General features: G+C 56.0%; 31 protein-coding genes. 23 read left to right on the forward strand and 8 right to left on the reverse strand.

Going from position 1 to position 23,905, the window contains the following annotated elements; translation table 11 throughout:
• Positions 1-70 precede the first annotated feature (70 nt).
• Positions 71-877: a hypothetical protein gene (locus AC1Q6D_RS26530; protein WP_256580240.1), complete on the forward strand. Its 807-nt coding sequence runs from the start codon at positions 71-73 to the stop codon at positions 875-877.
• Here the strand turns inward: AC1Q6D_RS26530 and AC1Q6D_RS26535 are convergent.
• Together AC1Q6D_RS26535 and trfA are read right to left on the reverse strand one after the other, a co-directional pair.
• Complete coding sequence (locus tag AC1Q6D_RS26535) at positions 835-1,347, reverse strand: hypothetical protein (protein WP_102595612.1); 513 nt, start codon at positions 1,345-1,347, stop codon at positions 835-837. The two genes, AC1Q6D_RS26530 and AC1Q6D_RS26535, sit on opposite strands and share 43 nt — an antisense overlap.
• Before the next feature lie 39 nt (positions 1,348-1,386).
• On the reverse strand, positions 1,387-2,268 hold the full coding sequence (gene trfA / locus AC1Q6D_RS26540; RefSeq protein WP_102595611.1) for a plasmid replication initiator TrfA: 882 nt from the start codon (positions 2,266-2,268) through the stop codon (positions 1,387-1,389).
• Between the two features lie 121 nt (positions 2,269-2,389).
• On the opposite strand from trfA, the gene AC1Q6D_RS26545 reads away from it, so the two are divergent.
• From AC1Q6D_RS26545 to AC1Q6D_RS26585, 9 genes are all read left to right on the forward strand, one after another.
• Positions 2,390-3,013 carry a hypothetical protein gene (locus AC1Q6D_RS26545; protein WP_102595610.1) on the forward strand — a complete coding sequence of 208 codons (624 nt, stop codon included), beginning with the start codon at positions 2,390-2,392 and terminating at the stop codon, positions 3,011-3,013.
• A gap of 23 nt (positions 3,014-3,036) precedes the next feature.
• Positions 3,037-3,525 (forward strand): DotD/TraH family lipoprotein, encoded by a 489-nt coding sequence (locus AC1Q6D_RS26550; protein WP_054076295.1) that lies wholly within the window; start codon positions 3,037-3,039, stop codon positions 3,523-3,525.
• A gap of 17 nt (positions 3,526-3,542) precedes the next feature.
• On the forward strand, positions 3,543-4,400 hold the full coding sequence (locus AC1Q6D_RS26555; protein ID WP_102595622.1) for a type IV secretory system conjugative DNA transfer family protein: 858 nt from the start codon (positions 3,543-3,545) through the stop codon (positions 4,398-4,400).
• Positions 4,397-5,710, forward strand: a complete 1,314-nt coding sequence (locus AC1Q6D_RS26560) for a type IV pilus twitching motility protein PilT (RefSeq protein WP_102595609.1) — start codon at positions 4,397-4,399, stop codon at positions 5,708-5,710. Before AC1Q6D_RS26555 ends, AC1Q6D_RS26560 begins: the two co-directional genes overlap by 4 nt.
• Positions 5,711-5,978: 268 nt before the next feature.
• On the forward strand, positions 5,979-6,395 hold the full coding sequence (locus tag AC1Q6D_RS26565) for a hypothetical protein (RefSeq protein WP_054076249.1): 417 nt from the start codon (positions 5,979-5,981) through the stop codon (positions 6,393-6,395).
• Entirely contained in the window at positions 6,382-6,768 is a 387-nt protein-coding gene (locus AC1Q6D_RS26570; RefSeq protein WP_102595608.1) for a hypothetical protein, read from the forward strand. Before AC1Q6D_RS26565 ends, AC1Q6D_RS26570 begins: the two co-directional genes overlap by 14 nt.
• Positions 6,769-6,831: 63 nt before the next feature.
• Positions 6,832-7,626: a hypothetical protein gene (locus tag AC1Q6D_RS26575; protein WP_146012966.1), complete on the forward strand. Its 795-nt coding sequence runs from the start codon at positions 6,832-6,834 to the stop codon at positions 7,624-7,626.
• Positions 7,627-7,637: 11 nt separating this feature from the next.
• Complete coding sequence (locus AC1Q6D_RS26580; RefSeq protein ID WP_102595606.1) at positions 7,638-8,075, forward strand: hypothetical protein; 438 nt, start codon at positions 7,638-7,640, stop codon at positions 8,073-8,075.
• Complete coding sequence (locus AC1Q6D_RS26585; protein ID WP_102595605.1) at positions 8,072-8,641, forward strand: hypothetical protein; 570 nt, start codon at positions 8,072-8,074, stop codon at positions 8,639-8,641. The genes AC1Q6D_RS26580 and AC1Q6D_RS26585 overlap by 4 nt, the downstream gene beginning before the upstream one ends.
• A gap of 124 nt (positions 8,642-8,765) precedes the next feature.
• Here the strand turns inward: AC1Q6D_RS26585 and AC1Q6D_RS26590 are convergent, their stop codons facing one another.
• Positions 8,766-8,930 carry a hypothetical protein gene (locus tag AC1Q6D_RS26590; protein WP_158243836.1) on the reverse strand — a complete coding sequence of 55 codons (165 nt, stop codon included), beginning with the start codon at positions 8,928-8,930 and terminating at the stop codon, positions 8,766-8,768.
• A 206-nt stretch (positions 8,931-9,136) separates the two neighbouring features.
• Between AC1Q6D_RS26590 and AC1Q6D_RS26595 the strand changes: the two genes are divergently transcribed.
• The 4 genes from AC1Q6D_RS26595 to AC1Q6D_RS26610 all read left to right on the forward strand — a co-directional run bounded on the left by AC1Q6D_RS26595 (position 9,137) and on the right by AC1Q6D_RS26610 (position 10,521).
• Positions 9,137-9,451: a hypothetical protein gene (locus tag AC1Q6D_RS26595; protein ID WP_102595604.1), complete on the forward strand. Its 315-nt coding sequence runs from the start codon at positions 9,137-9,139 to the stop codon at positions 9,449-9,451.
• Between the two features lie 26 nt (positions 9,452-9,477).
• A complete protein-coding gene (locus tag AC1Q6D_RS26600) occupies positions 9,478-9,654 on the forward strand; it encodes a hypothetical protein (protein ID WP_207291527.1) in 177 nt (58 codons plus the stop codon).
• A gap of 16 nt (positions 9,655-9,670) precedes the next feature.
• Positions 9,671-9,949 carry a hypothetical protein gene (locus AC1Q6D_RS26605; protein ID WP_146012967.1) on the forward strand — a complete coding sequence of 93 codons (279 nt, stop codon included), beginning with the start codon at positions 9,671-9,673 and terminating at the stop codon, positions 9,947-9,949.
• Between the two features lie 101 nt (positions 9,950-10,050).
• Positions 10,051-10,521 (forward strand): hypothetical protein, encoded by a 471-nt coding sequence (locus AC1Q6D_RS26610; RefSeq protein WP_102595601.1) that lies wholly within the window; start codon positions 10,051-10,053, stop codon positions 10,519-10,521.
• Between the two features lie 92 nt (positions 10,522-10,613).
• On the opposite strand, the gene AC1Q6D_RS26615 is transcribed toward AC1Q6D_RS26610, so the two are convergent.
• From AC1Q6D_RS26615 to AC1Q6D_RS26630, 4 genes are all read right to left on the reverse strand, one after another.
• Positions 10,614-11,450, reverse strand: a complete 837-nt coding sequence (locus tag AC1Q6D_RS26615) for a metallophosphoesterase (RefSeq protein WP_102595600.1) — start codon at positions 11,448-11,450, stop codon at positions 10,614-10,616.
• Positions 11,451-11,694: 244 nt separating this feature from the next.
• A complete protein-coding gene (locus AC1Q6D_RS26620; RefSeq protein WP_102594795.1) occupies positions 11,695-12,054 on the reverse strand; it encodes a hypothetical protein in 360 nt (119 codons plus the stop codon).
• Positions 12,055-12,062: 8 nt separating this feature from the next.
• Positions 12,063-13,232 (reverse strand): tyrosine-type recombinase/integrase, encoded by a 1,170-nt coding sequence (locus AC1Q6D_RS26625; RefSeq protein ID WP_102594794.1) that lies wholly within the window; start codon positions 13,230-13,232, stop codon positions 12,063-12,065.
• A 92-nt stretch (positions 13,233-13,324) separates the two neighbouring features.
• Positions 13,325-15,010: a coiled-coil domain-containing protein gene (locus tag AC1Q6D_RS26630; protein ID WP_102594793.1), complete on the reverse strand. Its 1,686-nt coding sequence runs from the start codon at positions 15,008-15,010 to the stop codon at positions 13,325-13,327.
• 153 nt (positions 15,011-15,163) lie between these two features.
• Here AC1Q6D_RS26630 and AC1Q6D_RS26635 point away from each other — a divergent pair, with 153 nt between their 5' ends.
• The 9 genes from AC1Q6D_RS26635 to AC1Q6D_RS26675 are packed head-to-tail and all read left to right on the forward strand — an operon-like array spanning position 15,164 to position 23,466.
• Positions 15,164-16,204, forward strand: a complete 1,041-nt coding sequence (locus tag AC1Q6D_RS26635; RefSeq protein ID WP_102594792.1) for a type II secretion system protein — start codon at positions 15,164-15,166, stop codon at positions 16,202-16,204.
• A 35-nt stretch (positions 16,205-16,239) separates the two neighbouring features.
• On the forward strand, positions 16,240-16,860 hold the full coding sequence (locus AC1Q6D_RS26640) for a prepilin-type N-terminal cleavage/methylation domain-containing protein (RefSeq protein ID WP_102594791.1): 621 nt from the start codon (positions 16,240-16,242) through the stop codon (positions 16,858-16,860).
• 9 nt (positions 16,861-16,869) lie between these two features.
• Positions 16,870-17,679, forward strand: a complete 810-nt coding sequence (locus AC1Q6D_RS26645) for a hypothetical protein (RefSeq protein ID WP_158243832.1) — start codon at positions 16,870-16,872, stop codon at positions 17,677-17,679.
• Positions 17,679-19,565: a GspE/PulE family protein gene (locus AC1Q6D_RS26650; protein WP_158243831.1), complete on the forward strand. Its 1,887-nt coding sequence runs from the start codon at positions 17,679-17,681 to the stop codon at positions 19,563-19,565. Before AC1Q6D_RS26645 ends, AC1Q6D_RS26650 begins: the two co-directional genes overlap by 1 nt.
• Positions 19,565-20,653, forward strand: a complete 1,089-nt coding sequence (locus AC1Q6D_RS26655) for a type II secretion system F family protein (RefSeq protein ID WP_102594789.1) — start codon at positions 19,565-19,567, stop codon at positions 20,651-20,653. The genes AC1Q6D_RS26650 and AC1Q6D_RS26655 overlap by 1 nt, the downstream gene beginning before the upstream one ends.
• Positions 20,654-20,662: 9 nt before the next feature.
• Complete coding sequence (locus AC1Q6D_RS26660) at positions 20,663-21,799, forward strand: hypothetical protein (protein WP_102594788.1); 1,137 nt, start codon at positions 20,663-20,665, stop codon at positions 21,797-21,799.
• Positions 21,789-22,325: a hypothetical protein gene (locus AC1Q6D_RS26665; protein ID WP_146012984.1), complete on the forward strand. Its 537-nt coding sequence runs from the start codon at positions 21,789-21,791 to the stop codon at positions 22,323-22,325. The genes AC1Q6D_RS26660 and AC1Q6D_RS26665 overlap by 11 nt, the downstream gene beginning before the upstream one ends.
• A 5-nt stretch (positions 22,326-22,330) precedes the next feature.
• Positions 22,331-22,879, forward strand: coding sequence for a hypothetical protein (locus AC1Q6D_RS26670; RefSeq protein WP_102594786.1), 549 nt, complete (start codon positions 22,331-22,333; stop codon positions 22,877-22,879).
• Complete coding sequence (locus AC1Q6D_RS26675; protein ID WP_102594785.1) at positions 22,876-23,466, forward strand: hypothetical protein; 591 nt, start codon at positions 22,876-22,878, stop codon at positions 23,464-23,466. The genes AC1Q6D_RS26670 and AC1Q6D_RS26675 overlap by 4 nt, the downstream gene beginning before the upstream one ends.
• 38 nt (positions 23,467-23,504) lie before the next feature.
• Here AC1Q6D_RS26675 and AC1Q6D_RS26680 read toward each other — a convergent pair whose 3' ends face one another.
• Positions 23,505-23,753, reverse strand: coding sequence for a hypothetical protein (locus AC1Q6D_RS26680; RefSeq protein WP_173677535.1), 249 nt, complete (start codon positions 23,751-23,753; stop codon positions 23,505-23,507).
• Positions 23,754-23,905: the final 152 nt, after the last annotated feature.

The following is a 23,905-nucleotide window of genomic DNA, read 5'->3' on the forward strand; positions in this document are numbered from 1 at the left end:
ACAATCAGGTATACGTTAGTAAAATTGAGGTCTATTTGTTCATGGCAGTTTGGTGCCTGAGGGATGGCTGGTGGACCATAATTGGCATATTGCGTTTCATTCTGGAATGTCTTCAAAAAGCGATCTTCGTGCCGCAGTTGAGGAGCTCGCGCCGGTAGGTGTGGTGGCCACGCTCCTGAACCTGTCGCAGCAGATCCTGGTCCTGCCGCGATATCTCGATGGCGGGGGAGCGGTGTTTATCGACTCCGGCGCTTTCACTGCGTTTCAGAAGGGGGTCGAAGTGGATTGGGCCAAGGTCTTCAGCGTTTACGATACCGTTCTCGGGCATACCGAAAGGCCTGAAGGGGTCAGTATCGTTGCGCCAGATGTGATCGGGGACCAGGCTGCGAGCCTGGCGCTCTGGGCTGAACACGCCGCAAAGGTGCGGATCTGGGCCCAGGCGGGGGCTCGCGTAATCGTGCCTCTTCAAAGAGGGTGGCTGTCGGCCGGGCAAATGCTGGAGCGGGCCGTGCGAATCTTTGGGACCGACCGCATATGTGCCGGCATTCCATCGAACCTTGAGGCGATGAGCCCGGAGGATTGCTCCACTTTGCGCCATCATGACTTCCACATCTTGGGAAGAGTCAGGCTGACAAGTGAGTTGAGATTGAAGCTCTGCGCTCTGCTGCAGAACAATCCAGCAGCGCAGTACACTGCCGATGCAAACTGGCTCCGCTCGCGGATCCGTCAGATCAGTGGTGCTGCAGCTGCTTTCAGAGAGGCGGGTAGGCAGTGGCCGCTTGACTCAACGCGAACCCGGGCCGTTCGAGAAGTGCTGCGCTGTGAGGCGTACAGTCAGCTGAAGAAATCTACCTTCCCGTCCCAGGCTTTTGCATAGGCGGGTTCGGAATAGTTTCTAATCCACGCGCGGGTTCCGTGGCGCTGACCGACGTCGCGGAGAACGGAAGAGAAGTGCTCGCAGATGGACTCTGGGAGTGTGACTTTGATCCCGTGCAATACCCCGTTTGCGATGTAGCGTCGTTCGAGAGTCGTGGTTACGCCCAGGATCATCTCAAGCGCGGTCTCAGGCATTCCTCTTGAGGTGCGATCGTCACACTGCGCTGCGCTTACCTGACAACCTGTTCGGTCTTCAAACCAAATTACAAGCGTCATCTGCGGATTGCTCAGGGCTCTGCGAAACGCATCGTTCTGTGTATGAAGCAAGGTCAGCGCGCCGTGCAGCTGCTGTCCCATCAAGCTTGGATGCGGCTCCTGGTTCTGGAGGCTTTTAGGCGATAGCAGTCGACTCGCCTTGCGCAGGATACGTTGTGTGAGGTTCAAGCTGGTGAGTGCGGTTTCGTGGGCCATGTTTATTCCTGCCTTGACGATCAATGCGCTGCAGCCGGGTTAAAACCCTGGAAGGGTATTGAGAGGGTATCGCTCAACGTGCACCACGCCGTTACGAGAAATATTGAAGTTTGCGATCGCGCCAATGTTCTTAATTTCTTCCAATGCGGCACGCACCTTGGTTTTAAAAGAGTCACGGTTGCGATTGCTTGAGCCGCACAATTGTTGGATGCGGGCAATGGAAATGTCTTCAGGAGAGGTGTGACTGCAATACCAGCCATGCAGCCAAAGCGCGACGGGTTTGCCGCGGAGTGCGTCTCGCTGTGCCCAGTTGATTTGGGTCCAGCCCAGGGAGTACAGCGACAAGAGTTGTTCGTCGAGTTGGATGAAATACTCCTGCGTCAGACCATCTTTCCATGTCTTGAGCATCGTCGACGAGTAGCTGTATCGATCATCAAAAGTGATTCTTACCGCTCCGGAAACCATTCGATCGATGGACTCGTTAAGCCAGCGGTAATGGTCCCCACCCCGCGGCCGGCCAAGATAGGAAAGAATGGCCCCGGCATGGACATAGAACTTTTCTCCCTTTGGGGTGTGTCGAGAGATGTGGATCAGTGTTTCCCATACGTCGAGGTCAGACTGATCCAACTGCATGCCGGTGAACCGAATCGTCATCCCATCGCCTTGCTCGATGACCTCACCCTTCATATAACGCCGTGTCTTGCCCTGAATTGCCGCGAAGAGCGCCCCGCGGATGATCGCATTGGGAACGCCTCTAACGCTGTCGCTCCACTCCGGCAGTGCATTGTTATCAAATTCAGCGACCGGGGGAAGCAGGTCGCCTTGGGCAAAAAGCTCCAGAGAAAGGTTGCTCGCCTTCGAAGCAGTGCGGTCGGCTGCCCGCCGTTCAAGCGCGAGTGCCTGGTGCAATGGATCATTCATGAACAGGGGCCTTGTATGGGTTGATGGGCCTAGTCTGATAAAATTTATACCAAAATACAAACTTGGAAAAGTATAGTTTTGAGATTACTATATTGAACGAAATCCTATTGGCATCCGACCTATGATGCAGAAACTACCTTGGCTGCAAATTTCGATCCTGGGCTCCCTACTTGGTCTCAATGTCCAGATGTATCAGTCGAGCCTCAATGTCTCCGCAGCCTTGGACGCGTTGGGGAATGAACCTCAGTCTGCCGTGGAGCTTCCGATCGCTGTTCAGAAAAAGCTTGATGAGGTCGACCGGCTGCGCGCAACGAATGCGGCGCTGAGCGCTGTCGTCAGTGCTGTGAATTTTGGTCCAGCGCGGGAGGAGGGGGTGACAAAGGTGGAGTCATTTCTGCCGCCCCTGCCGACACCTCCCCGGGTTGATGCGCCATTACCGGTTCCAACGAGCCTGCAGGCGTTTTTTAGCGGCGCTGCCGCTCCTGGTCCAACTGATCCATCAAAAAAGGAGTCGGACCCGAAAGGGAAAAGCGAAGCTCAGGGACGCATGTTGCTGTCACCGATCAGGTTTCGTGAGAACGGCGCCCTTGTGTATTTGGCGGCTGATGGCGTTGTGCGTGTGGTTTCTGCTAGCGAGCAGGTGTACGGCGTGAACTGCCGTTTCATCGGCGAAAAAGATGGCATGGCCGAATTCGAAATGCAGGGCAGGAAATTCACATTGCCTCTGATCATTGCCCCAAGTTGAAGTTAGCGGCGGAGAGTAATTGCATGAAAAAAAGTCTCACCATTTCGTTCGTCCTGTGCCTGGCAGGCTGTGTCACAAAACCTCCGCCGGCGGAGAACTTGAACAATGACCCCTTTGTGGGTCGCTTGGCAGCCGCGGCAGAACTAGCGCAGCGCGACCTCGAACGCCTCTCCCGTGCAGAAAATGCGATCGCCGATCAAAAGCGCACTGCTTTGGATCGCCAGCGTGAAGCCGTCTCCGTGGCAGCGGTTGTGCCTGGCTTCGACCGTACGACCCAAGAGGTCTTCACGCTGCCTTATCCGAAAGCCATTGAGCGGGTAGCAAACCTGGCCGGGTACAAGTTTGTCCCTGCAGTCACGCTCCCAAGCAATCCGCCGATGGTGAACATTGAGGGCAAGGGGCGAACCTTGAAAGAAGTGATGGCTCAGGTTATGGACCAGGTGCCCACGGACATGAAGCTTCACGTCTATGCAGCAACCAAGACCGTAGTCTTGGCTGCAAGGCAGCTTTGACGATGGGGATCCTGAAAATGAAAACCGTGCTGCTGGGCCTAATGCTGGGGATGGCCAGCTTCCATGTGCTGGGTGACAGCATCGCTCAAGAAGAGGCGATATCGCCGGAGCAGGCGCTGGTGGAAGTGAAGAAAAAGGCCAAGGAAGCACCCAGCCCGACAATGGACGACGACAAGCGACAAGAGCTCGCGCGTATTCAGTTAATGAGCGAGGCCGGTCGTAACTACGGTGTGCAACTGGGCCGGTATAACCGCTGGCTGGCACAGGCACGGCTGCTGGACAATCAGTCCGTGCAGCTCGATCAAAGCTTCCCGTTCGGCCGCTTGTATTTGAGGTCCGGGACACTCCAACCGCCAATCTTGGACTCAGCTGAAGATTATCGCGCGATCGAAGATGACGGCCGGTTGCGAAAACTGGTCGACAAAAATTTTCGAACCATGGTTCAGGCAAGGTTTCGCAACACGGCGCTGACGTGGCGTGATTTTCTTTTGCCGGATGACATGGCCAAACCGCCGCTTCCCCGGGAAACATTGCTTCCCCGCACCAGTGAAGAAAGTGAGCGCTGGGACAAGGCAATGCGCGAGGGGTGGGAGGAAGGTCGAAGCATGGCCATAGACGAAGCTGATCTGCGGCTGGAAGCCCTGCAGCGCGGCTTCCGCGGCATGGTCCTTTACCGGCTCTTGGCGCTCCACGGGATGATTGATCCTCCGCAGGTTATCGAGCGCCGCCCGGGTGAGGTCATCACCTCGGAAAGTGGCGATGAATTGTTGATCGGTGTTCGCGAGGAAATCATCTCGAAAGATGCTTACTTCGTGTCTGAACCCGGGCGTTGGAAGGCCCTTGACTATGGCTTCAAGGCACCAGGTGAAAAATGAACGATGACACCTTAGCCTCTGGTGGTTTCAATCAGGATGAGCAGCGCCAATTCTACGAGACGATGGTAGAGCGAAACCCTGAAGCTGCGCGCGATCTCCAGCATCTGGTCAGTGATGACATGCAGCGGCTCCAGGATCGCCGGCGCCGCGCAGAAGACATGCTGCCTGACACTTTGAGCAGGGGGCAGCTGTATACCCCACCCGAATCATTCAAGTCGCAGCAAGATGTGGATGATCTGCTTGCCTACGTGCACGATAAAGAAACCGCGGATCTCAAGTTCGGTGATGGTGAACCCCTCACAATGCGTGTCCAGGGAACCATCTACCGGCTCACTCATCGTGCCCTCACAAACGACGAAGTGCGGACAGTGATGAGTGTGTTGTATCACTCATCCTCGATCGTCACCTCTGTGCTGGGCGGTGAGCGGCGCGACTTTGCCTACACCTGCCGTCAGGGCTCCAAAATGGGCTCCCGTTGGCGGGTATGTGTGACGCTGCGTGGCAGTTATGACGGTATTGGGTTTCGCATCGTGATGCGCCGCATCACCATTGACCCGCCGACGGTGGCAGAAGTCTATCTGCAGGATGACATCGTCGACAGCGTGATGAAGCTGGACCGTGGTTTGATACTGGTCACTGGCCCCACCGGTTCAGGGAAGTCCACTTCGTTGGCTGCCCTATTGCGACATCGGTTGCAGTCGCCGCTCCACAGCGATCATCTGATCACCATCGAATCTCCAATCGAGTACCTGCATTCGGAGTATCCGCGTCCGTTCTCGGAGGTGACTCAATGGGAAGTACCCAGGATGCTGTCCAGTTTCTCCTACGCCGTGGAAACTGCACTGCGCTGCGACCCTGACCTGGTGCTGGTTGGTGAGATGCGCGACAAAGCAACCATGAAAGCTGCGATCGAAATCAGTCTTACGGGGCACGGCGGACTATCCACACTGCATACGTCGACCGCGGTACAGACCGTGACGCGGATCCTGCAGGCGTTCACTCCCGAGGAAATTCCTGCCGTCCAGTACGACTTGGTGGACAACCTTTCGATGATCGTTAGTCAGCTGCTTCGGCAGGGGCCGGATGGCCGCCGTGTGGCCTTGCGTGAAAGACTGATTTTTGATGGGCAGATCAAAGACCGGCTTCGCTCGGCGAAGAACCTGAGTCATGAACTGCGCAAGGTGATGGAGTCTCACGGGCGTTTGATGGTTGACGAGGCCCGTGAGGTCTACAAGGACGGTCGCCTGGCCAAAGCCGAGTTGGACCGAATTGAGTTCATGGACTCGAAAGAGAGGGCCGCTTTTCAATGAGCCAGGTTCAGGTCTACCAAGTCGCGGGCGACGCGTCGAGTTACGTGAGGGCTTGCGGCGAGCCGGAAGCTTTAGGCTATCACCCATCGTGGATCATGTTGGTCTTGATCGCGATCTTCCTGAATTTCTGGTTGATTCAGCTCCTCTGTGCACTGGGTATCGGCTTCATCATTTACGCAAAGCAACAAAACGCCACTCTGTTCGACATGGTTCGTCGCTTTCGCCGATGGACTGTTGGGAACAGCCGAAAACCTTTCAGGAGCAGGTCATGAGAAGTAAATGTGCGTTCGGTCTCGGAGTCGTCCTGATCGGTCAAGGGCTTTTAGCGATGGCCCAGGCGGGCGAGTTGGTGGTCCATGATGCCGTTGTCGTGAATGACGGGTCGACCAGGCTGGTCAACTGCCAGAACACCCGCGGGCTGTTTGTTCTGAATCGGCCACTGGCTCCGACTGAGGCCTATGTAGTCAATGCAGACATCAAAGATTCGTCCTTGAGCGATGCCCTTGCCAGGATCTTGCCTGCCGGCTGGCAGGTCCGCTACTCGTCACCCAACGTCGAGAATGAGCGTATCCGGCTGCGCACCCAGACCTACTGGGCGGATGCTCTGAAGATCCTGACGACCGATTTCAACCTATTCGCCATCGTAGATGGTGAGCGCCAGGAGGTGATAGTTGGCCGTTTGTGAAATCTCCGCGTACCTCGGGATCAAGGCCTCGGTTGATCTGCCGCAGATTCATTTCATTCGCCGGCCCCGCATGGAGGCTGACGACGCGATCTGTGTTCTGAGTCTGATACCTGAAGCTCAAGCCCACTTTTCGTTCGTTACCCTTCTGGAAGCGGAGGCCTGTTTCCTGTTCTGGAACGAGTTTCTGGCCATCAAACTGGAAATGACGAAGGGGCAGTACTTCCAGCTCCGGCGGCATGTGCTTTGGCGCAAGTACATGTTCGTCACACCGGCCGGAATGGTCGCGATGTTGGAGGACCTGGACGCAGCGGTGTACGTGCCTTTCGTGGATTTCCAAGCAAAATACGCGCTCAAAATTATCGACCCCTCTTAAATTTATCAGCGTAAATCGTGTATGCTATTGAATAGACAAAAGTAGATATCAGTTGGAGGACACATGACTGCAACTCAAGCTCGGAATGCCCACACAGAATCTTCTGCGCCATGGCCGCCGGAAGATCGTCCGGTGACCGGCGGAGATGTGCAGGAGTTCCTGGAGCGTTTTCACCTGGACATCAACTTGATGGAGGCGGTGTTCGCCATCCCGTCCCGGCGCTCTTGGTACGACATGACGGTGAAAAAGGCCGACGAAGTAGTGAACGTGCCGAAGGCCGTTCTCGTGCGTTTCTACTCGGCCTATCCGGAATTGATGCCGTTCTACACGACGGAAACGGCTGAAGAACTGCGCGGCCGGCTGAACCTCTCGCCGGCAGCGTTCGGTCTGCTTGTCGGTCGTCAGGAGATCAGTGTTCGTCAATGGAGTGCTGAGCGTGAGCCACACAAGGTGGTCATTCATCTGCTGTGGCTGATCCGCCAGTCCTTGAACATCATCGACGGTAACCTTCCAGTCCTGAACGGTGAGGAGATGCTCGCCGACCTGGTGCGTTTCAGCTTTCTGGAATGGAGTCTGCGCAAGGAAACCCCATCGCAGCGCCGAACCGATACTGCTTCCACCAATGCCATGCTTTTCAATGAAGTATTGAGCCTGGTTCCACAGGCCAGTTTGGCCAGGGCTACCCGAGGCTTTGATTTGAGCAGTGTGCTCAAACCGGCTCCGCACGCTGCCAAGAACGATTCTTCGTCGAACGTTTCCGTCTCTCCAGATGAGCGGCATCGCGCAACGCAGAGTGTTCGTGAGCGCAGGGTCGCGAACCAGTCCCTGAACAAGATGGGTGAGTCGTTCAAGCTGTGATGGAGATAGGAATGCGCCAAGATTACGGTGTTCTCGGTCTCGGGACGCGTGAAGGCAATCTGCGCTTCACGGAAGAGGTAACCGCTTGGCTTACCCAAATCGGCCAGGCCGCTGTTGAAAAAGGATTCGCTGAAAATCCTGAGGTCAAGACCAAGCATCCTCCGCTTGCCTCCAGATCTGTGGGGACGTTCGCGCTGTACCTCGTCTCTGCTTCAAATGCTGACAGGGGTGCCACGCTTGTGGTCACTCACCGAGATCAACGCAATCCGTTCAAAAGTGGCAGGGCTGACGGCGTCTCCATTCATGTGCAGGCTCGCGCATTGAAGGATGGGCGGTGGTTGAGCGAGAACTTCAAAACCGGGGCGATCCCGCTCATCTCCACGGATGATTTCGTTGTGTTGGATTTGCTGCAGAGCGTGTTGAGCCAGCAGGCCAACAAGCCGTCATGAAAGAAAAAGCCAGTCCTCGTTCGAGGCTGGTTCATCCAGAGTCCTTGCGTGCGCCTTTGCTGGATGCGCTGAGTGATCTCTTCATATCGTGTTGGCCAGATCCCGAGCTGTCGGTCGAACCTTTTGCGCAGGGGCTCAGCAGGGCCGTAGACGGGCTTCTCTGTGGCGACAACCAGGTTCAGTTGCCGTTGATCCCGTCCGGCTTGGTGGAAAACCTCATCCTCCATTCGGCGCGTCATTGCGATCGGGTGGTCCAGGGGTCTCGTGGCCGGCCGGTTTTGGGCTACAGTTTTCGCCTGGTGATCGAAGGCCGGAGGGTGGGTGCGGTGCTTTTGGTGGATGTCACTGGGACGCGGGGATCTGACCAGGCTCTGGTCTTCCTGCAAATAGCGGCCGTCTTCCAGGTCGATGAATTCGATCGGCACCGACACGCGATTTTGCGCAACGAGTACGAAGCTGAGGGATTGACCGATGCCCTGGTCGCCGAGTTGACCCCGAAGTCTCCTGTGAGCGAGCAGACGCTCGACTACGATCTCGATTTCGGTTCGGTCCCCAGCATGCGATAACCGCTTCGCGCTACTTCCACGGGTCAGCCTCTCCGCTAAGTACATCGTTGGTCGGTCGAGAATAACGTGTGACTCGATACTGATGGCTACTTGAATTGATAGGCACATGTGCCTAATATGATTGTCAATCGACGCTCCTTTGCGTCTGAAGACAGAGGGTAACCAGTTGCAGCAGCGGATTTTGTTCGGCGATGAAGCCGAGGCTCACTCGTTCTGGAAGGACAAAGAGTGGAAGACTTTTGCAGTGGATCTGGTCACCGGATCCGGCAAGAAAAGAAAGATCATCCATACGATGTATGTCCGTGCCAGGACTGGTGACGGCGCCGAAAGCTGTGCCAAGGAAAACGATCTTCGTAGAGTCCCCAGGACAACATATTGTGCTCGTCTTGCCGGTCCGCGTGAACTTGGATGTAGCTGAGTTCTACTGCAGTTGCGAGATATGGGAAATTATGAACAGATTAGCGATGCTTCACTAAATAGAGAGTCGAGGACACCATGAAGGTAAGCGAAGAGATAACCGCCCAGATCTGCGATGCTATTCCGACGGTCACTCCCCTATTGCTTGAATCGGTTTTCAACGTTGCGGGAAAGGATAGCCAGATCCTCTTTGACCAAGGTGAAGGGCGCCAGGTGATCGAAGGCAAGGTGTCATACCCTGACTATCTGCAGGTTCAGATCAGCGATGCCCAAGAGGCCATGCGTTTAGCGCAGCAACTTTTGAATGCGTGCGCCGATGCTATGCACAACTCGGGTGAACTGCGATCCCCTGTGACACTACTCGTTGCTGGACAAGCTTCACTCAGCGAGTAAGGGGGTAAACATCCGTGGACCACGATTTGAAGAAACTTGAACAACGTGCCCTGAACAGTTCAGCCAAAGCCAGCTCACTGATTCGCAAGCTGGCGGTTAACTCGCCTCATGCTTCCGTCGATGCGCTGGAGCAACATGTGGTTGAGCTAAAGGCCATTAGAAGTGAGTTGGCCGACCGTACCGGTCGCAGCGCGTTGGAATAAACCGATGGAGAGGGATATGCGCAAGTTGAACGCCGAGCAGCGTGTGAGGGCTGTCCTGGATGCGTTACCAGGTGGCCGCTTCTTCAGCTCAGCCCGGGGGGTGCCGTTGGCAGTGTTTGGCGACAAAAGCGTGTGCTGGTTCGCCAAAAATCAGCATTACAGGATTTTCCATGGCTTTGGCGTGCCAGGCCCTCAAAGGCGCTTTGACTACCCGGACATCCCTGGCGTTGTCGGCCATTTCGACGGGTTGAATGCGACAAAGAAATGCACACCTGTTGTTGCCGCCGAGCAGTAGCCTCAACGGAGATCCCGCCCTGGTATTCAACAAGCCCAGCCATCGCTGGGCTGCGGACGTAGAAGGACGCCCATTCTCACGTCCGCGAAAACGAGGAATCTATGAAGTTTATTTTTGCTGCGGCGATGATCTTGATCACTACATCGGCTCAAGCAACTGAGGTTGCCAAGGCGGCCCCGTTGGTCATTGAAACTATTGTTCCGAAGATGACGTCGGATAACACTACATGGCGGGTAAAGGTGACTGCTGGCTATATCGTGAAGCCAGGTGTCAGTACCCACGTTGAGGTGATGACCTTCGATATCCCCTCGGGAGAGTGCCGATCTGGCATATCGAAAATCGTCTCAATGCAGGGATTCGACGCGAAGGTTACCCAGAAGTTGTGCGCTGGTAAGGTTGATGGTCAGAGCGTGATCCTCGGCTGGTTGGTGGCTGACAAAGTTGATCAGGAGCCAATGTCGCAAATCGACTTAGCGAGCCTGAATTACGGAGAGCGGATGTACTTTAGGTTCGATGGAGGCGAGCTGATCGCTGAAGCTTCGATTTATCGCGTTGAAGCCAAGAAGCTGTAGCTCGGAGAATACTCGCACCAGGTACACCACAAGCCCTGCCCTGTGCGGGGCTTGATCAGTAGACGCGCCCTAGTTCGCCGGCCGGGGGTTGGTTAGCGCGTATAATTGCCGAAAGGGCTGTCATCGACAATTCCGTCGCGTACATCCACAGGATCTGCAGGAGTGTGGCGAACGTTCGTCAGATCCATCGTTTTCATGGCGAGATTCGCGAATGTCAGCCGGGCGCCGGGTTTGTCTCGGTGATTCAACTGGGCAAACACCGCGCCGGTGTCGAGAGCGTAAACGTTTCCAAGTTTCTGCAGCCCTTCCCATTGAGGGGTGTGCCCTACAAACAAACGGCCAACTCCTACCACTCCTGAGTCGTCCTTCGAATTAAGCCTGGTGCGGCCCCACAGCGCGGTCTCGATCACCTGTTCGTTCCCTTCGTCGAGCTGCTGCAGGAATGTTTGCCAGGTCATGCCCGCGGGGACGTCCGCATGGACCAGTCCAACGGTCCCCCGGGTGGTCTCGATCTGGATAACCAGGGGGAGCCGGCGAATTGATTTGAGAATGTCCTTTTGCGCATCTGCAGGTGTGTCCAACCACCAGTTCAGTCCATTGCGTTTGGCTGCCCACTCCACGACCTCAATTGGCCGATCTACCAGCGGGTCGGAATAGAGCTGCATCAGCATGTCTTCGTGATTACCTCGGACAGCATGCACGTATGGCTGGGCAAGGAAGCGAGCTGTACGGTGGGAGCCCGAGCCCCGATCGATAAGGTCGCCGACAGCGAATAGTCGGTCAACTTTGGGATCAAACTGGGCCTGCCTCATTCCTTGGATTACCAGGTCGTAGGCGCCATGTATGTCACCGCAACCGAAATCCCTACCGTGAACATTCAGGGGTAGATGAACGATGCTGGAGGAGGGAGGGGGGCTTCTTTTTAGCATATCGGTCACCGTAGCGTAAAAATTCAGATTGGCTTCCCGGAATTGCAGAGATGGACTTTGGCAAATTCGGGCTGGTAGTCATCGGGTGGGGGTGGACTTATTGCTACAAGGTGATCTCGGGGGTGAGGGGGGTGATCAACGCTGCGCGGTCATGTGTATTTTTTATTGTATTTTTTTTATGTGATTGTCTGCCCAAGCTTCGCTTGGGCCCATGTAACGCGAAGCGAAAGATTGACCTGTCCGATTAAGCTGGGGTTGTCACAGCTTCTTTCTTCCAGGCGTTCCTGGCCACTTGATAAAGTTGAGCTGGCTGCAGCGTGGCTGGAAACTCATCACTTTCAATGACGGTGAGATTGAATTTTTTCGTGATCAATCGCCAGTGGAATGCCGGTATTACGAGAAACTGGTTTGACCAACCCGTGCTGACCAAGGTTTCCCGACGTGTAGGAGAGTCGAGCATCAAACAGGCTCTGGTCCCGCGCTCGTTCAACGGGATGATCACTCCGCGAGCGTTGTTGGCCGACTGAGACTGGAGAAACCGATAGAGGTCGCTTTTGACGTACCGTTCGCTGTAGAGGGATTCCAATTGGTAAGGAGTATTCACGGTGGGCCTCAGAGCTTGGATGCGACGCGAGTGACGTCGACATGGCGGTCGTTATCTTGCTTATGGTCATAGATCCTCAGGGTTTGTTCTGAGGATTGCCCAACGGTAGTAAGGATGGTCTTGACTGGTACGTTGTCATCGATCAGGGCTGTGATGAACGTGTGACGAAACCAGTGGTTGCTTGCCTTTTGCAGCAGTGCGGTCGCGCGCTGCGCCTCGGGCGGCATCAGGGTAGCCGCCAATTTGGCGGTACTCTTGACGATATCGAGGACCATTCGGCTGTTTAACCCCGACTTCCCTTCGACCCACTTTCTGGGTGGACACAACGGCGTGAGCTCGTCTGCTGCTGGTATGCGCGGCAGGCCGTGGCTTTCGCGCCAAGGCATCAGAACACCGGTGATGTAATCGACTGGCAGCGGCACGGTCCTGAGCTTGCCCCCCTTCCCGCGGAGTTTGATCCACCATCCGGATCGATCTTCATAGACCTGTGATTGTTTGGCGTGCACCAGTTCGCTCACCCGAGCCCCAGTAACTGTCAGCGTTCGAATAATGAGCGTGTACTGTGAACGTTTGGCCAGGAGGCTTGGGGACGTGTCAGGCATCGCCGCCAAGGCTTGTTTGATGGCCCGTGCCATCTTGTCATCGAACCAGCGATCCTTCGATTCGACGGCCGCAGATGAACTGGTGTCCACCCCATCATTCATGGATGAGCCGATTCGTGCCTTGTTTGCCATCGGGTCGCTGTGGATGTATCCCGATTTCAACCAAACGGTAAACATCGCGCGTATGGCGTTGAAGGCATGGTTTGTGGAGGTGATTGATAGCCCCGAAACGAAGGGGCGCCATTCAACTGAGCCGCGCGGATACTTTCTCCCAGAGCACCAGCGGCTACGTGGCTGCGGATCCGCCAGAAATTCTTCGTACCGTTCCAGGTCGTTGTCGGTCAGCTGAGAAATCAGCAGGTGCTGGTCGGAGGCCCAGAGCCACAGCCGGGCGATCTCTGTCTGATATCGGCGAAGGGTGTGGGGGGAGTTACGCCACTTATAAAAAAATTTGCCGATCGCGTTCAGCTCCATTTCAACGGAGTTGAGTTCGCGTTCTACCGTTGCAGGCGCAAGGGCAACCTCAGTCCCGGCGAGGATCTTTTCAGCCATCTGGTCGACGGGGTTGCGTTGCATACTTATCCACTGCTCCTGTGGAAAACTCTGTGGGTTGCATCACCAGATGCAGCTACCAGGCAGCTGTGGCTGCCTGATCGTTATTTGATCAACTACATCGAGTTGCCCGGGCCGTTATGTTCGATCGAAGATTCCTCCTCGAAGTTCGGCACTTCCTCGGCGGGGGCCTCCCGCCGGGAGGCAGGCCCAGAAAAGTGGATCACCTTGCTCGCGGTCTGCAGTCGTGAGTTTAACTCGTTGACTGTAGCCTGCAGGTCATTGACCTGGGACTCCAAGGCTTTATTGGCCTGCAGCGCGCTGCACAGGTCGAGGGCGGTGTCTTTGGCGAGCGAGGTAACGCGACGCCGCTCTGCCGAGGTGGCTTTCAAGGCTCCCTCCAATGCCTGTTTTACTTGAACCAGGTTCTGGGTATGTTCAGTCAGCGCGATCACTGTCCGCTCAAGCGCGGACTTGCTGGCTTCGAGGGCAGCCATTTCAGCGCGCTGGCGGCTGATCAATTCGTCACGCTGAGCCAGTTGCTCTGCGCTTGACGATTGCTGGTTCTGCCAGTTGGTGACGGCTTCGTCGAGCTGACGCTGTATCCCTTCAATTTGATCGATGTGTTGTTGGATGCTGTGTTGCAGCGACTGCACTTGTTGTTCGCTTTCCCCATTCTGCTGAGTGAGCTGAACAACTTGTTCGCTAAGGTTGCCCTGGGTCAGCGTCAGCGCGTCGATACGGCCGGATTGGTCTGCAATTGTACCTTGCGCCGCACCGAGCTGTTCCTTCAGTTGGGTTTCATTTTTTTGAATAAGGGTCAGTGCTTGTTGTGACTTGAGGATTTCTGCTTGCAGTTGACCGATGGTGTTGTCCCGGGCAGCAAGGTCGTCCTGCAGTCGCTGGATCAAGCCCTCGGCCGTGGTGATCTGGGAGCGCAGGTCCTGGATCGTCAACGATGATTCGTTGTTGGCCTGATTTGCAGCTTCAAGAAGGCCTTCAACGTGTCGGAGTGAGCTCGTCAGTGTCTCCAGAGCCTCCTTGTTGGTGCGCAATGCCTGGTTCAGTTGCAAGTTTTCAGCCAGGTAGCCACTGACCTGATCCCGGAACATCGTCTGGATTTTTTCCAGTTCTGGGGTTTCCGCGGCCTGTGTAGTGACAGCCACAGCCAGTTCATTTTGCCGGCGCTCGTTCAATGCGCCCCGGACGCCGTTGAGCTCGTTTTGAAGACGCTCAATTTCTTCTGCCTGCAGGGCAACTTTGGCCAGCAGGTCTTCAGATTGCCCTGTGGCCGGAGCCGAGACTGGTTCGAACGACGGGGCCACTGCCTTTTCGTGCCGGATCTGTTCAAGGTCCTGAAGCGTCTGTTCGTGCCGAGCGGAGAGGTCGGTTAGCTGGGTGGTGAGCTTGGTCACTTGCTCGCGCAGTGCTTGTGTGGGTGCGGCCGAGTGTTGGCTCGCAGAAAGCCGCTGCCGGAAGTCAGCATTTTGCTCGGCGAGCTGTTGGTTGGTTTGCAGCTGAACGCGCAGCTTTTCCCGGTGGCCACTGATAAGCCCTTTGCGATCGAGCAGGCTTAGCAGTCCTGTGCTCCGGTCTTCCGTCAGGACCTTGTTCGCCGTCTCTACGATTCTTACCAGATCGCTTCGCTCCTGCGCGGCGTTGTGGATGGCCACGGCCATTTCCTTGCGCAGGCTGACAAACCGGTAAATGTGGCTTCGGAGCAGGTCGATGTTGAGACTGTGCTGAGCATCGTCAACAAGCCGGCGGACGTCCGCGTCGCTCAAGCTGAAATTTGATTGCATAACATGCTCCAAAACTGTGGATTGTTTCAATGTGCCTATGGTAGCCAACAACGCCATGCATAGAAAGGCCTTTAGAGGCTTTATAAGCCCTCCTTACGTTGCGCAATGATTTTATAATGTGTAGTCTAAAGAAAAACATTGCGAGACAATTTAATGCGTATTTCACGCGCTCGGCAGAGCGGGTTCACAATCCCAGAACTGCTTATCACCGTCGTTATCCTGGGCATCATTGCGCAGGCGCTGTCGTCGCTGTTCCCGCTACTGGGTGGGCTGAGCCAGATTGAGTACTCGGACCGGCAGAAAGTGACCAATGCGGCCATCGGAGCCGCAATGGAGTCCTGGGCGGCGTCGCAAAGCCCTTTGGGTCAACTGCCAGTGCCCTACACCGGCGCCGGCTTGACGAATGCGCCACTCGACCCCAATAGCGCGGCGGTCACGGATCTTGCGCTCATGGATCTGATCAGGCGGTCACGCGTCGACCCTTCCAGCTTTGTTGATGACGCCTCGGCGATGCACAACGTGAGGGTTTATCAGCGCCTGACCGGGCTTACCGAAGCCGTCCCGCTGTTTCGAAGCACTGGTCCAAGTGCGACCCTGACTTATCAACTTGGTGTCCTGTACACAACGGCTTGCACCCGCACCGGTAGCGTCTGCAATCCCAACGCGGCGCTTGGAATCCCTGGTCAAAGTCCGGTCTTGACGCTGGCGAACCGGCAGACCTGGGATGTAACGGACCCAGACCTCGGGGCGGTCTATGTTTCGACGCTTGGCCTACAACGCAGCAGGCTCGACATGACTGCCGAGCGGATGCGGAAAATCACCAATGAGCTGGTGCGGTACTTCAACTTGATGCGTATCAGCGCCGCGCCGACGGCGACGAACAATTTCTATCCCGCTGCGACGGCCGTGAACCTGGCCGGCGGTAACCCTGCCTCGAATATGGGATGCCGGGATGGTTGGTACAGCCTTGACGCCGCGAACGTTGATGTCTTGAGCAAGCTTGCTCTGCCACAAGCCGAGTACGGCGTAACCCCGTGGGGCGGACGAATTCAGTACTGCAGAGATTATGACCCCTTGGGCACCAACGGTGCGAACGCAGAGCCGCACTACGGGGCCTTGCGAATCAATGGGTCTGTGAGTCTTGGTCAAGCCCCCACCGGGGTATTGGCCAGTGATCTGGTCATCACCTTCTAGTGATGGTTTTGAGCGAAAAACGAAGAGGAAGAAACATGATTCATACAGCCAACCGCCGCGGTAAACAAAAGGGTTTCACCCTCGTTGAGATGCTCATCGTGATCATCATCATCGGCATTGTCGCAGCCATCGTCTATCCGCTGATCAACAACGGCATCACGGGTAAGTCCAACGCGCAGAAGATGATGTCCGTTTCGCAAAACGTGGTGCGATCGATCGCGTTGATGAACCAGACAATGCGATCGCCAACCACCGTGACTTCCAACCCGCTGACGGCATCGGGAAACACGATTTTGGATGCGGTGATCATGGGTGACAAAGTCGCCGGCATCATTTCAGCGACCTACGCGCCGCGCTATCAAACGTCCGGCATTCGAAACATGTCCGACGCGGTCATCGTTGTCACCCAGCCAAGTGCCGGTTCGCCTGGCGTGTACATGATCGGCGACAGCGTCATGAGCCTGGTCAATATCAACTCTCGCCAAATCGGGGTGGTGTTAACCAACGTTCCGACGGATATGGTGCAGGAGATCTTCCAGAATCGGGAGGGGAGTATCACGTTTGACCCGGCTACAACTCGTACAACTGGTGTTGTCCGTTACACAGCAGTGTCGGGTACTACTCACCCAACGCTGACCCTTGTTTATGACCTGTAAGGACTGATCATGCTGGTTATGGTGGTCGTGTTCCTATTTGGCGCCTTGATGGCCGGAATGACCGGCTGGGCCTGGATTCTTCAGGAAAATATCTACGAGCACCGGGCCAGACTGGACAGTTATTACGTCGAACAGGCGTCAGACGCTCTCCGGATGCGCCTCGCGCGCACCGGCGGGCTGGGGACTGTTTCGCTGACTGATATTACGTCCACGGATGAGGGGTTTCGTCTCAAAAGCGCAAATCCGGACCGTTTGTATTTTGCAAGTGCTACCAACGTCTCCGATGGTGTCTGGCGTTTTGATCGGGCCCTGGTGTATTCGCTGGATGATAACGGCGACCTTTCATGGGATCCGCTCGCTGTTTCCAGCAATACCTGCTCTGCCACGGAGGGGTTTGCAACATCGGCTTCATGGTGCGGCCCTTCGACCGGCGTTGCCTATGACCTGATTGAGACCCGAGAAACCTATCTGGCTTTGCTCACGGATGAAGCCATGCGAATGCAGGTAACGCTGCAGAAGTTAGGCCGCGGGTTCTCGGTCATGGAGCACAACACGTTTCCACGAGGGCCAATTGCGATCGGCAACGCGAACACCATTTGTGCAGCCGGCGGTGGACCTTGTGTCAACACTTCGTGTGTGTCGCCCGTGATGCTCAATCAGACGCCACTGGACTGTTCCGACCAGTTTTCACGATGGGGACAGCCCGTGGTGTTGAACGTGCTTACTGCGAAGCATGTGGCTCTTGTATCAACAGCGACGACGGTGCGCCGTGCAGCCGGTACGTCGCGGCAAATAGCTCGCGAATTAAGGGTTCCCTGATGTCACAAGATGATGATGTTCTTCAGCGTATCGCCAATGGCTTTCTTCGTGATTGGGGATGGCCGAATGACGCACCCGAGCCGGTGCGGCAATTTGCACTGACTGTCGCTCGATTGAACCCAACTGGAGGACAACTGACAGGCAAGATCGTGTGCCTTCTCGGCCATATCACCGAAGAGCAGGTGGAGTCCCGGAGCCACGAAAAACCGAATGCCCGGGAGCCCTATTTCCAGTATCTGACTCGCCTGTTCCCTCAGCTGAGTCGATACGAAGTTGAGGTAATGGCAGTCAAGGACCGCTTGCCATATTACGCCAAGCTTCCAGACACCCTGGTGCCTCACCCCCTCATTGCGAGTGATGCTGTTCGTGATGAGTGCGAGAAGATCGCTGGCTTGCTCACGAGCATGCCGTCTGGCGACAACTGCCTGATTTTTTCAAGCTATGAAGAGATGCTGCGTTACCGGCAGCGCGGTGTTTCCGAGGAGGCTGTAAGCCCTCTGGCCACCGGGTTGAAAACCGAGCGCCGGGTATTACGTTTTGCATTCGCGCCGCGGGCCGAGGTCATTACTCCCCTGCGCAATGCGCGCAAAGACAGTAGCGGGGCGGACACGGGTGCCAAGGTCGGTCGACTTTACTACGCCGACCGTACTCGCGGGCCTGAACGCAACACCGCCATCGACCTGTTGGAAACAGGTATTTCACGCAAGGCAACAGACCTGTCTTTACGTGTTCTTGAAACAGGTGAAGGCGAGATTTATTACCGCGAAAACGGCATACGACTTTACACCTACCGGATCACCCTGCAGGACCGGATTGAAGTCACAAACTATCTGATGCAACTGTCGGGAGCGAACCCTTCCGGTACTCGCCTGATGAAGCCCAAAACAGGGCGGATGTTTTATAAAGGGCAGAACCTTTCGTTTGAAATGCGTTGTTCGTTCATCCCGGGCGACAACTCAACCGCCTTTAATGACGACGACCAGGTCGTGTCCATCTCGATGCGGTATCTGCCCAACGAAGATGGAGATGGTTTCGTCGATATCGATGGGCTGAGTTTTGTACCTGAGGTCAAGGAACACTTGATATCGGCCCTGAACGTGAAGAGGGGGATTATCCTCCTGGTCGGCCCGACGAACTCCGGTAAGTCAACGACTCTGGCTGCGTTTCTGGGACAGCACTATCTCATCTTCGGCGACACGCTAAAGCGCCTGTCGCTGGAGGACCCGAAAGAGCGGACTTTGATCGGTGTCGAACAGTTCAGTTTGCCGAGTTCGGACGTCTACGAGCCGTATTTGGAAGGCTTCCTGCGCCATGACCCGGACGTCATCTTGTTGTCCGAAATCCGCTCCAGGGCAAGCGCGGAGGTCGCCACCCGGGCGGCGCTTACAGGTCACCTGGTGCTGTCGACGTTCCACGCCACGGAACCGGTGGAAGGTTACACATCGCTGGCCCACTTACTGAGTGAGGAGCGACAGAACGACTTGCTTCAGGCACTCGTGATGATCATCACCCAGCGATTGGTGCCGCGGCTGTGCCCTATCTGTTCTGTAGAGCGGGTCCCCACTGAATCGGAGTGGTCCAAGTTTCGGTACAGCATGGCCTTGCGCGGCATGGACGTGGATGGGTTGGATATCAAAAAAAATAAGATTCGCTTTCCGACTACGAGCCGGGAAAGGCCTGGGCACAGTTGTGACAAATGCAACGCAACGGGTTTCGTTGGTGTGTATCCGGTCCACGGCATCCTCGACTTTACGAAGGAAGTCAAAAAGCTTCTGCGCCAAGGGCAGTTTGAGGAAGCCGCTGAGAAACAGGCATTTACGCTTGAGCGGCAAGCCATCGACGCCCTGCATGCCGGCCTAATCGATTTGTCGGGAGTCAGTACCTAATGGCCAGCAAGATAAAAATGCTCAGCTTGCGTCAGCAGATTATGTTCGCGCGGAACCTCGGGGCCTTGCTCAGTGCCGGCATACCGATGGCTAGTGCGCTAACCCGACTCTCATCGCTGCTACCCAAGCAGAAAGACAAGCTCGCGGAGATGTCCCAGCAGGTGGCATCGGGGCGATATCTATCCCACACCTGTCAGGGGCTTTTGCCTGAGGAAATCATTGCGGCCATTGTCGTCGGTGAGCAGTCCGGGAAGATGGTGCCGGTGATGTTCGAGATCCGTGACACGTTGATGATGAAGGTGCGGATGATCAAAACCGCACAATCACTGGTGCAGCCTGCAGTGATGCTTCTGATGGGCATCACCGTGTTTATTGGATTTATCCTGGGAGTGATCCCGATCCTGTCTGAAACCTCATCGAAGCTCCAACCGCGCGGCCGTCAAACCGAGCGAGGCATGTTGATGGAGGGACTGGTCAATCTTTCGGAGTTCTTGCGTAACAGCGGGCCGTATCTCATGGCATTGCTGGCGATCGTTATCGTTGTCCTGATCGTTTACGGGCGCACTCCCCAGGGGCGGATGACGATGTTTTCCTGGGTCCTCAAAGTCCCGTTTTTGGGAAGCGCGATCAAGAACATTTCCTTCGCCCTTTGGGCTCGCTATCTCGCGCTAATGTGGCGAGCAGGTTATTCCGACATGCCGAAGGCGATCGGGATCACCATGAAGTCGATACCTGCAGTTTTTCGCGAGGGTGTCGTGAGATACCAGGCGGATATGGTGCTGGGTAAAGGGTTGGGTGCGGCCTGCGATCCGGAGCGCCTGGATCCGAGCGATCCGCGGCAGCAGTGGCCAGTTTTTCTGCAGGTTGCCCTGCAGATTTCTGAACAGACCATGGAGACGGACGACCAGCTGACTACGGCGAGCGTTTACCTGCTTGAGGATGCCGAAACCACCATCAACAGGATGGTTGAGTTCTCGAAAATTTTCGTTCTGGTTCTCGTAGCCGGCTCGGCTGCGCTACCAATCATCGCGTACATGTTCGAAGTGGTCACCATGGTCGGTAACACATTGTCGGGCCACATGAGATAGGGGAGCAACATGCGCGTCATTTCTGAGGCTCGTTCACTGATAACGGCCGAATATCGCCCTGGTGAGATTGTCTACCTTGCAGGAGAAGCGGCTTATGTCACGTTGGATGCTACATCCCCCGTGTTTGCTGACATGCAAATGCAGCCGCCTCGTCCGGCGAGTTTCAGGCTCCTAGGCGACGGTGCAAGCCTTCACGTCGGGGTGCCGAACGCAATCATGGCGGAGGTTGCGGCGCAGCCGCGGGTGAAGTTTTACCTGCTGGCCGATGCCTACCTTCATTACATGCGCAAGCTGAGGGGGAATTTTCTTTTTGTCGGTGGAGCGGCAACCGAAACTGACACCAACCTTGAATTTTTTCTGGTAGCGGATGGTCGCGTCGTCCAGGTGGTCGACAAGCGTTTACCGGCCATGGGCTCTGGGGACTTCCCATCGCAGTTCTTGCTGGCTTTGAACGACGTATTGAATCGCAGCGGCACCAAGGACGACCTGCCGGTCTACTGGGCGTTCCCGCTGGAGCTACCCGAACGACTGATGGACAGTTTCAGGATAATCCCTGTCCCGGTTGAGAAGCTGAATCTCAAGCGACTGAGACTGCGCGCACTGAGGTCGGGCAGTGCAAAGGAGAGCCCGCTGAGGGCCCTGGCCTATCCGTTGGTAGGTCTTGTTTTTGGGGGCTTGGTCGCCGCGGCATTGGTTGGCTATCAGTGGGTGCGCTACACCGACCTGCAGAAAACGTTTGATCTTGAAGTGCAGGGCGTGAGCGGCATTTACGAACAGGGTTCGGCGATGCTCAACACACTATCGAGCCAACAGCGAATGCTTGATAAGCCGCCGATACAGGGCGATTTGATCCGTCGCTGGACAACATTGGCGGCTGCGTCTGTAAAGAGCGGCGCCGAAGTCAAAAGGATCCTGGTGTTCGGCCCTGGTGCTTCGAATCATGGTTTGGGTGGTCGTGCCACTGATTTCGAGATGGATTTGAAAGTACCGCTCGACCCCACGATTCCAGACCGTGTTTTCGCCAAGCAGTTGCTCACTAAGTTGGCCGAGGAGTCCGGATACGAGATGTGGCTGCGTCCAGGCGAAACCCGTTCTGCAGAAGGCGCGCGGATCATCGAAGTTGAGGGGGTTTGGAATGTCCAATGAACGTGTTGTGGGTGTGGTCGCCGGCGTGATCGTGGCCCTAGCCATTGGATTGGGCGGTTGGAAAGCCTCCACCGGCATCGGCCAAGCCGTGTCGGCACAAGCCAAGGCGTTAGAAAATCTTCGAACATGGAAGGCTGCGTACCAGGCCCTTTTGCCTGTTCGTGAGCGGTGGAAAGAAGCCTTTTTAGTAGCGGCCGAACCCGGCCGACAGGATCTGGTCGGCATTGGTCAGTCCCTGCGTCTCGGCAGCACCGGCCTTCAGTTCAACATCAACACACTGCGAAGCGATCGTGTAGAAGCTGTTGTGTTCGAGGGCAGTCCCGTTGGGTTGCTTCGAACGTGTGTCGCCGGCGGCGATCAAACCGGCCTGCAAGTGTCTGCTGATTCAATGAGGGCCATGCTGAGGGGCATCAACAGTCTCGTGCGGCATGATATTGAACTCAATCGATTGGACATCACCTCGTTGAACGGGAAGCCTATGGCGACTCTTGGCGGGCTTTGCGTACTGGTTCGCCAGGAGGGGTAAAGCAAATGAGCAGTTTTGGTCAGGTTGGAAATCGAATTTCCTCGAACCATGTGTTGTTGATGCAAGGTGCAACGGTCGCTTTTGCGCTGCTGGTCGCGGTGTACGGAGCGCCGCCGCTTGCAGGCAAGTTCTCTCATCTGTCGATCAAGGGGTATGTCAACGAGATTGCCCCGAGCGTAACCGTGACAGGTAATCCCCAGGCTTTACCAGGAGCGATGGCGTCGCCGGCGGTAAGCAACGATCCGGCCGAGCCAGACCTGGCTTTGCTGGACGATATCTTCGTTCCGGCGTCCGCTCCTCAGGAGGATGAGACCGCACTGAAGACCGCAGCAGCTGAGCAGCAGTTGAGGAATCAGTTGGCCTCGGTAAGGCTTGGTGGCATCACAACCGGTGGAGCCTTTATTAACGACCGGTTTGTCCGCTCTGGCGGCGCCATTGGCATGACGGTTACTGCTCCTGGAGGGCAGCCAGTATCGGTAATCGCCCGCGTCACCGGGTCTTCGGTCACCCTGGTCGCTGGTGAGTATTCCCATCGCATTGAGTTCACGCGATGAATTTCAACTGGGCACTACTGGGTCTCCTCAACCCCTTTGAAGAAGGCAGCCGCAAGCAGCGGTTATCGGTCGCCGCCGGTTGTCTGTCGGTGCTGCTCATTGTGGGGTGGGTTGGAGCTGATACGGGATTTGGCCGGGCGTCGGGCCTGGCCGAAGTGAAGTACCGTATTCAGATGATGGGCAATGCACTGTTTTGGGAGTACCGCGCTTCCACTGGCCGATCAGTCCAGGGGGAGGTAGGCAAGACATACCGAGGCTACATCGACAAAGGGCAGAAATCGTTCCTCCTGGTGTATCTCTATGACGGCGAAGGTCGCCGTCGTCAGGTCGTCAGTCTGGCCAACGTGAACAACGAAACGGTAGAGCTGACATCGTTCGCGGAGCGCTACCGTGGTCAGTCCTTGCGCTTCGATCTCTTCAGTCTCCCGACTGAAAAGTACCCGCGGGCACTGATTTGGAACATCGACGTGCCTCTGAACCTGGATGTGATCGAGGAGGGCGGAGGCCCGGACATAAATCCGCCGACGAACGTTGTTGATCGAATTTTCGCGAACTATTACTGGCGCCTTTTTCAAAAGGGTCATTGAGGGTCGACGCTACCTATCTGCAGCTGAGCGTGTCGTCGCTAAGGCAGACGCTCGCGCTCTAAAGTCATCAGCTGCTGGAACAGATGCAGTGCAACCAGGTTACCGCCGAAACTGTCACGCCAGGCTTGATGTGTGGTTTTGTAGAGTTTGTCGATGTCCGCGATCACGTTGCGATACCTGACGATCTCAAGTACCAATCGTCGTATGTCAGAGTCGGCATGCTGCGACCAGATTGCGCGTAACTCGGCCTGTGTGACCGGACGGAACGGCGGTAGTTTGTGGGCCATGATTGATACCTGATGCTGTACATGTAAACAGTATCATGGCGCACGCGTAATGATGCGACCAGTCATCCACTATGAGCTGGGGGCCGACCTGGTATTGCGGCTCCAGCGCTGCCAAATTTCTGGGCCGCGCAAGCAGCGACAGACAGAATCAT

The organism is Pseudomonas sp. MT92 (assembly GCF_058792515.1).

Coding starts and splice junctions, on each gene's coding strand:
- AC1Q6D_RS26535 (WP_102595612.1), bottom strand. CDS start 1,347: ATGGCCCACGAAACCGCACTCACCAGCTTGAACCTCACACAACGTATC.
- trfA (WP_102595611.1), bottom strand. CDS start 2,268: ATGAATGATCCATTGCACCAGGCACTCGCGCTTGAACGGCGGGCAGCC.
- AC1Q6D_RS26545 (WP_102595610.1), top strand. CDS start 2,390: ATGATGCAGAAACTACCTTGGCTGCAAATTTCGATCCTGGGCTCCCTA.
- AC1Q6D_RS26550 (WP_054076295.1), top strand. CDS start 3,037: ATGAAAAAAAGTCTCACCATTTCGTTCGTCCTGTGCCTGGCAGGCTGT.
- AC1Q6D_RS26555 (WP_102595622.1), top strand. CDS start 3,543: ATGAAAACCGTGCTGCTGGGCCTAATGCTGGGGATGGCCAGCTTCCAT.
- AC1Q6D_RS26560 (WP_102595609.1), top strand. CDS start 4,397: ATGAACGATGACACCTTAGCCTCTGGTGGTTTCAATCAGGATGAGCAG.
- AC1Q6D_RS26565 (WP_054076249.1), top strand. CDS start 5,979: ATGAGAAGTAAATGTGCGTTCGGTCTCGGAGTCGTCCTGATCGGTCAA.
- AC1Q6D_RS26575 (WP_146012966.1), top strand. CDS start 6,832: ATGACTGCAACTCAAGCTCGGAATGCCCACACAGAATCTTCTGCGCCA.
- AC1Q6D_RS26580 (WP_102595606.1), top strand. CDS start 7,638: ATGCGCCAAGATTACGGTGTTCTCGGTCTCGGGACGCGTGAAGGCAAT.
- AC1Q6D_RS26585 (WP_102595605.1), top strand. CDS start 8,072: ATGAAAGAAAAAGCCAGTCCTCGTTCGAGGCTGGTTCATCCAGAGTCC.
- AC1Q6D_RS26590 (WP_158243836.1), bottom strand. CDS start 8,930: ATGGATGATCTTTCTTTTCTTGCCGGATCCGGTGACCAGATCCACTGC.
- AC1Q6D_RS26595 (WP_102595604.1), top strand. CDS start 9,137: ATGAAGGTAAGCGAAGAGATAACCGCCCAGATCTGCGATGCTATTCCG.
- AC1Q6D_RS26605 (WP_146012967.1), top strand. CDS start 9,671: ATGCGCAAGTTGAACGCCGAGCAGCGTGTGAGGGCTGTCCTGGATGCG.
- AC1Q6D_RS26610 (WP_102595601.1), top strand. CDS start 10,051: ATGAAGTTTATTTTTGCTGCGGCGATGATCTTGATCACTACATCGGCT.
- AC1Q6D_RS26615 (WP_102595600.1), bottom strand. CDS start 11,450: ATGCTAAAAAGAAGCCCCCCTCCCTCCTCCAGCATCGTTCATCTACCC.
- AC1Q6D_RS26625 (WP_102594794.1), bottom strand. CDS start 13,232: ATGCAACGCAACCCCGTCGACCAGATGGCTGAAAAGATCCTCGCCGGG.
- AC1Q6D_RS26630 (WP_102594793.1), bottom strand. CDS start 15,010: ATGCAATCAAATTTCAGCTTGAGCGACGCGGACGTCCGCCGGCTTGTT.
- AC1Q6D_RS26635 (WP_102594792.1), top strand. CDS start 15,164: ATGCGTATTTCACGCGCTCGGCAGAGCGGGTTCACAATCCCAGAACTG.
- AC1Q6D_RS26640 (WP_102594791.1), top strand. CDS start 16,240: ATGATTCATACAGCCAACCGCCGCGGTAAACAAAAGGGTTTCACCCTC.
- AC1Q6D_RS26645 (WP_158243832.1), top strand. CDS start 16,870: ATGCTGGTTATGGTGGTCGTGTTCCTATTTGGCGCCTTGATGGCCGGA.
- AC1Q6D_RS26650 (WP_158243831.1), top strand. CDS start 17,679: ATGTCACAAGATGATGATGTTCTTCAGCGTATCGCCAATGGCTTTCTT.
- AC1Q6D_RS26655 (WP_102594789.1), top strand. CDS start 19,565: ATGGCCAGCAAGATAAAAATGCTCAGCTTGCGTCAGCAGATTATGTTC.
- AC1Q6D_RS26660 (WP_102594788.1), top strand. CDS start 20,663: ATGCGCGTCATTTCTGAGGCTCGTTCACTGATAACGGCCGAATATCGC.
- AC1Q6D_RS26665 (WP_146012984.1), top strand. CDS start 21,789: ATGTCCAATGAACGTGTTGTGGGTGTGGTCGCCGGCGTGATCGTGGCC.
- AC1Q6D_RS26670 (WP_102594786.1), top strand. CDS start 22,331: ATGAGCAGTTTTGGTCAGGTTGGAAATCGAATTTCCTCGAACCATGTG.
- AC1Q6D_RS26675 (WP_102594785.1), top strand. CDS start 22,876: ATGAATTTCAACTGGGCACTACTGGGTCTCCTCAACCCCTTTGAAGAA.
- AC1Q6D_RS26680 (WP_173677535.1), bottom strand. CDS start 23,753: ATGGCCCACAAACTACCGCCGTTCCGTCCGGTCACACAGGCCGAGTTA.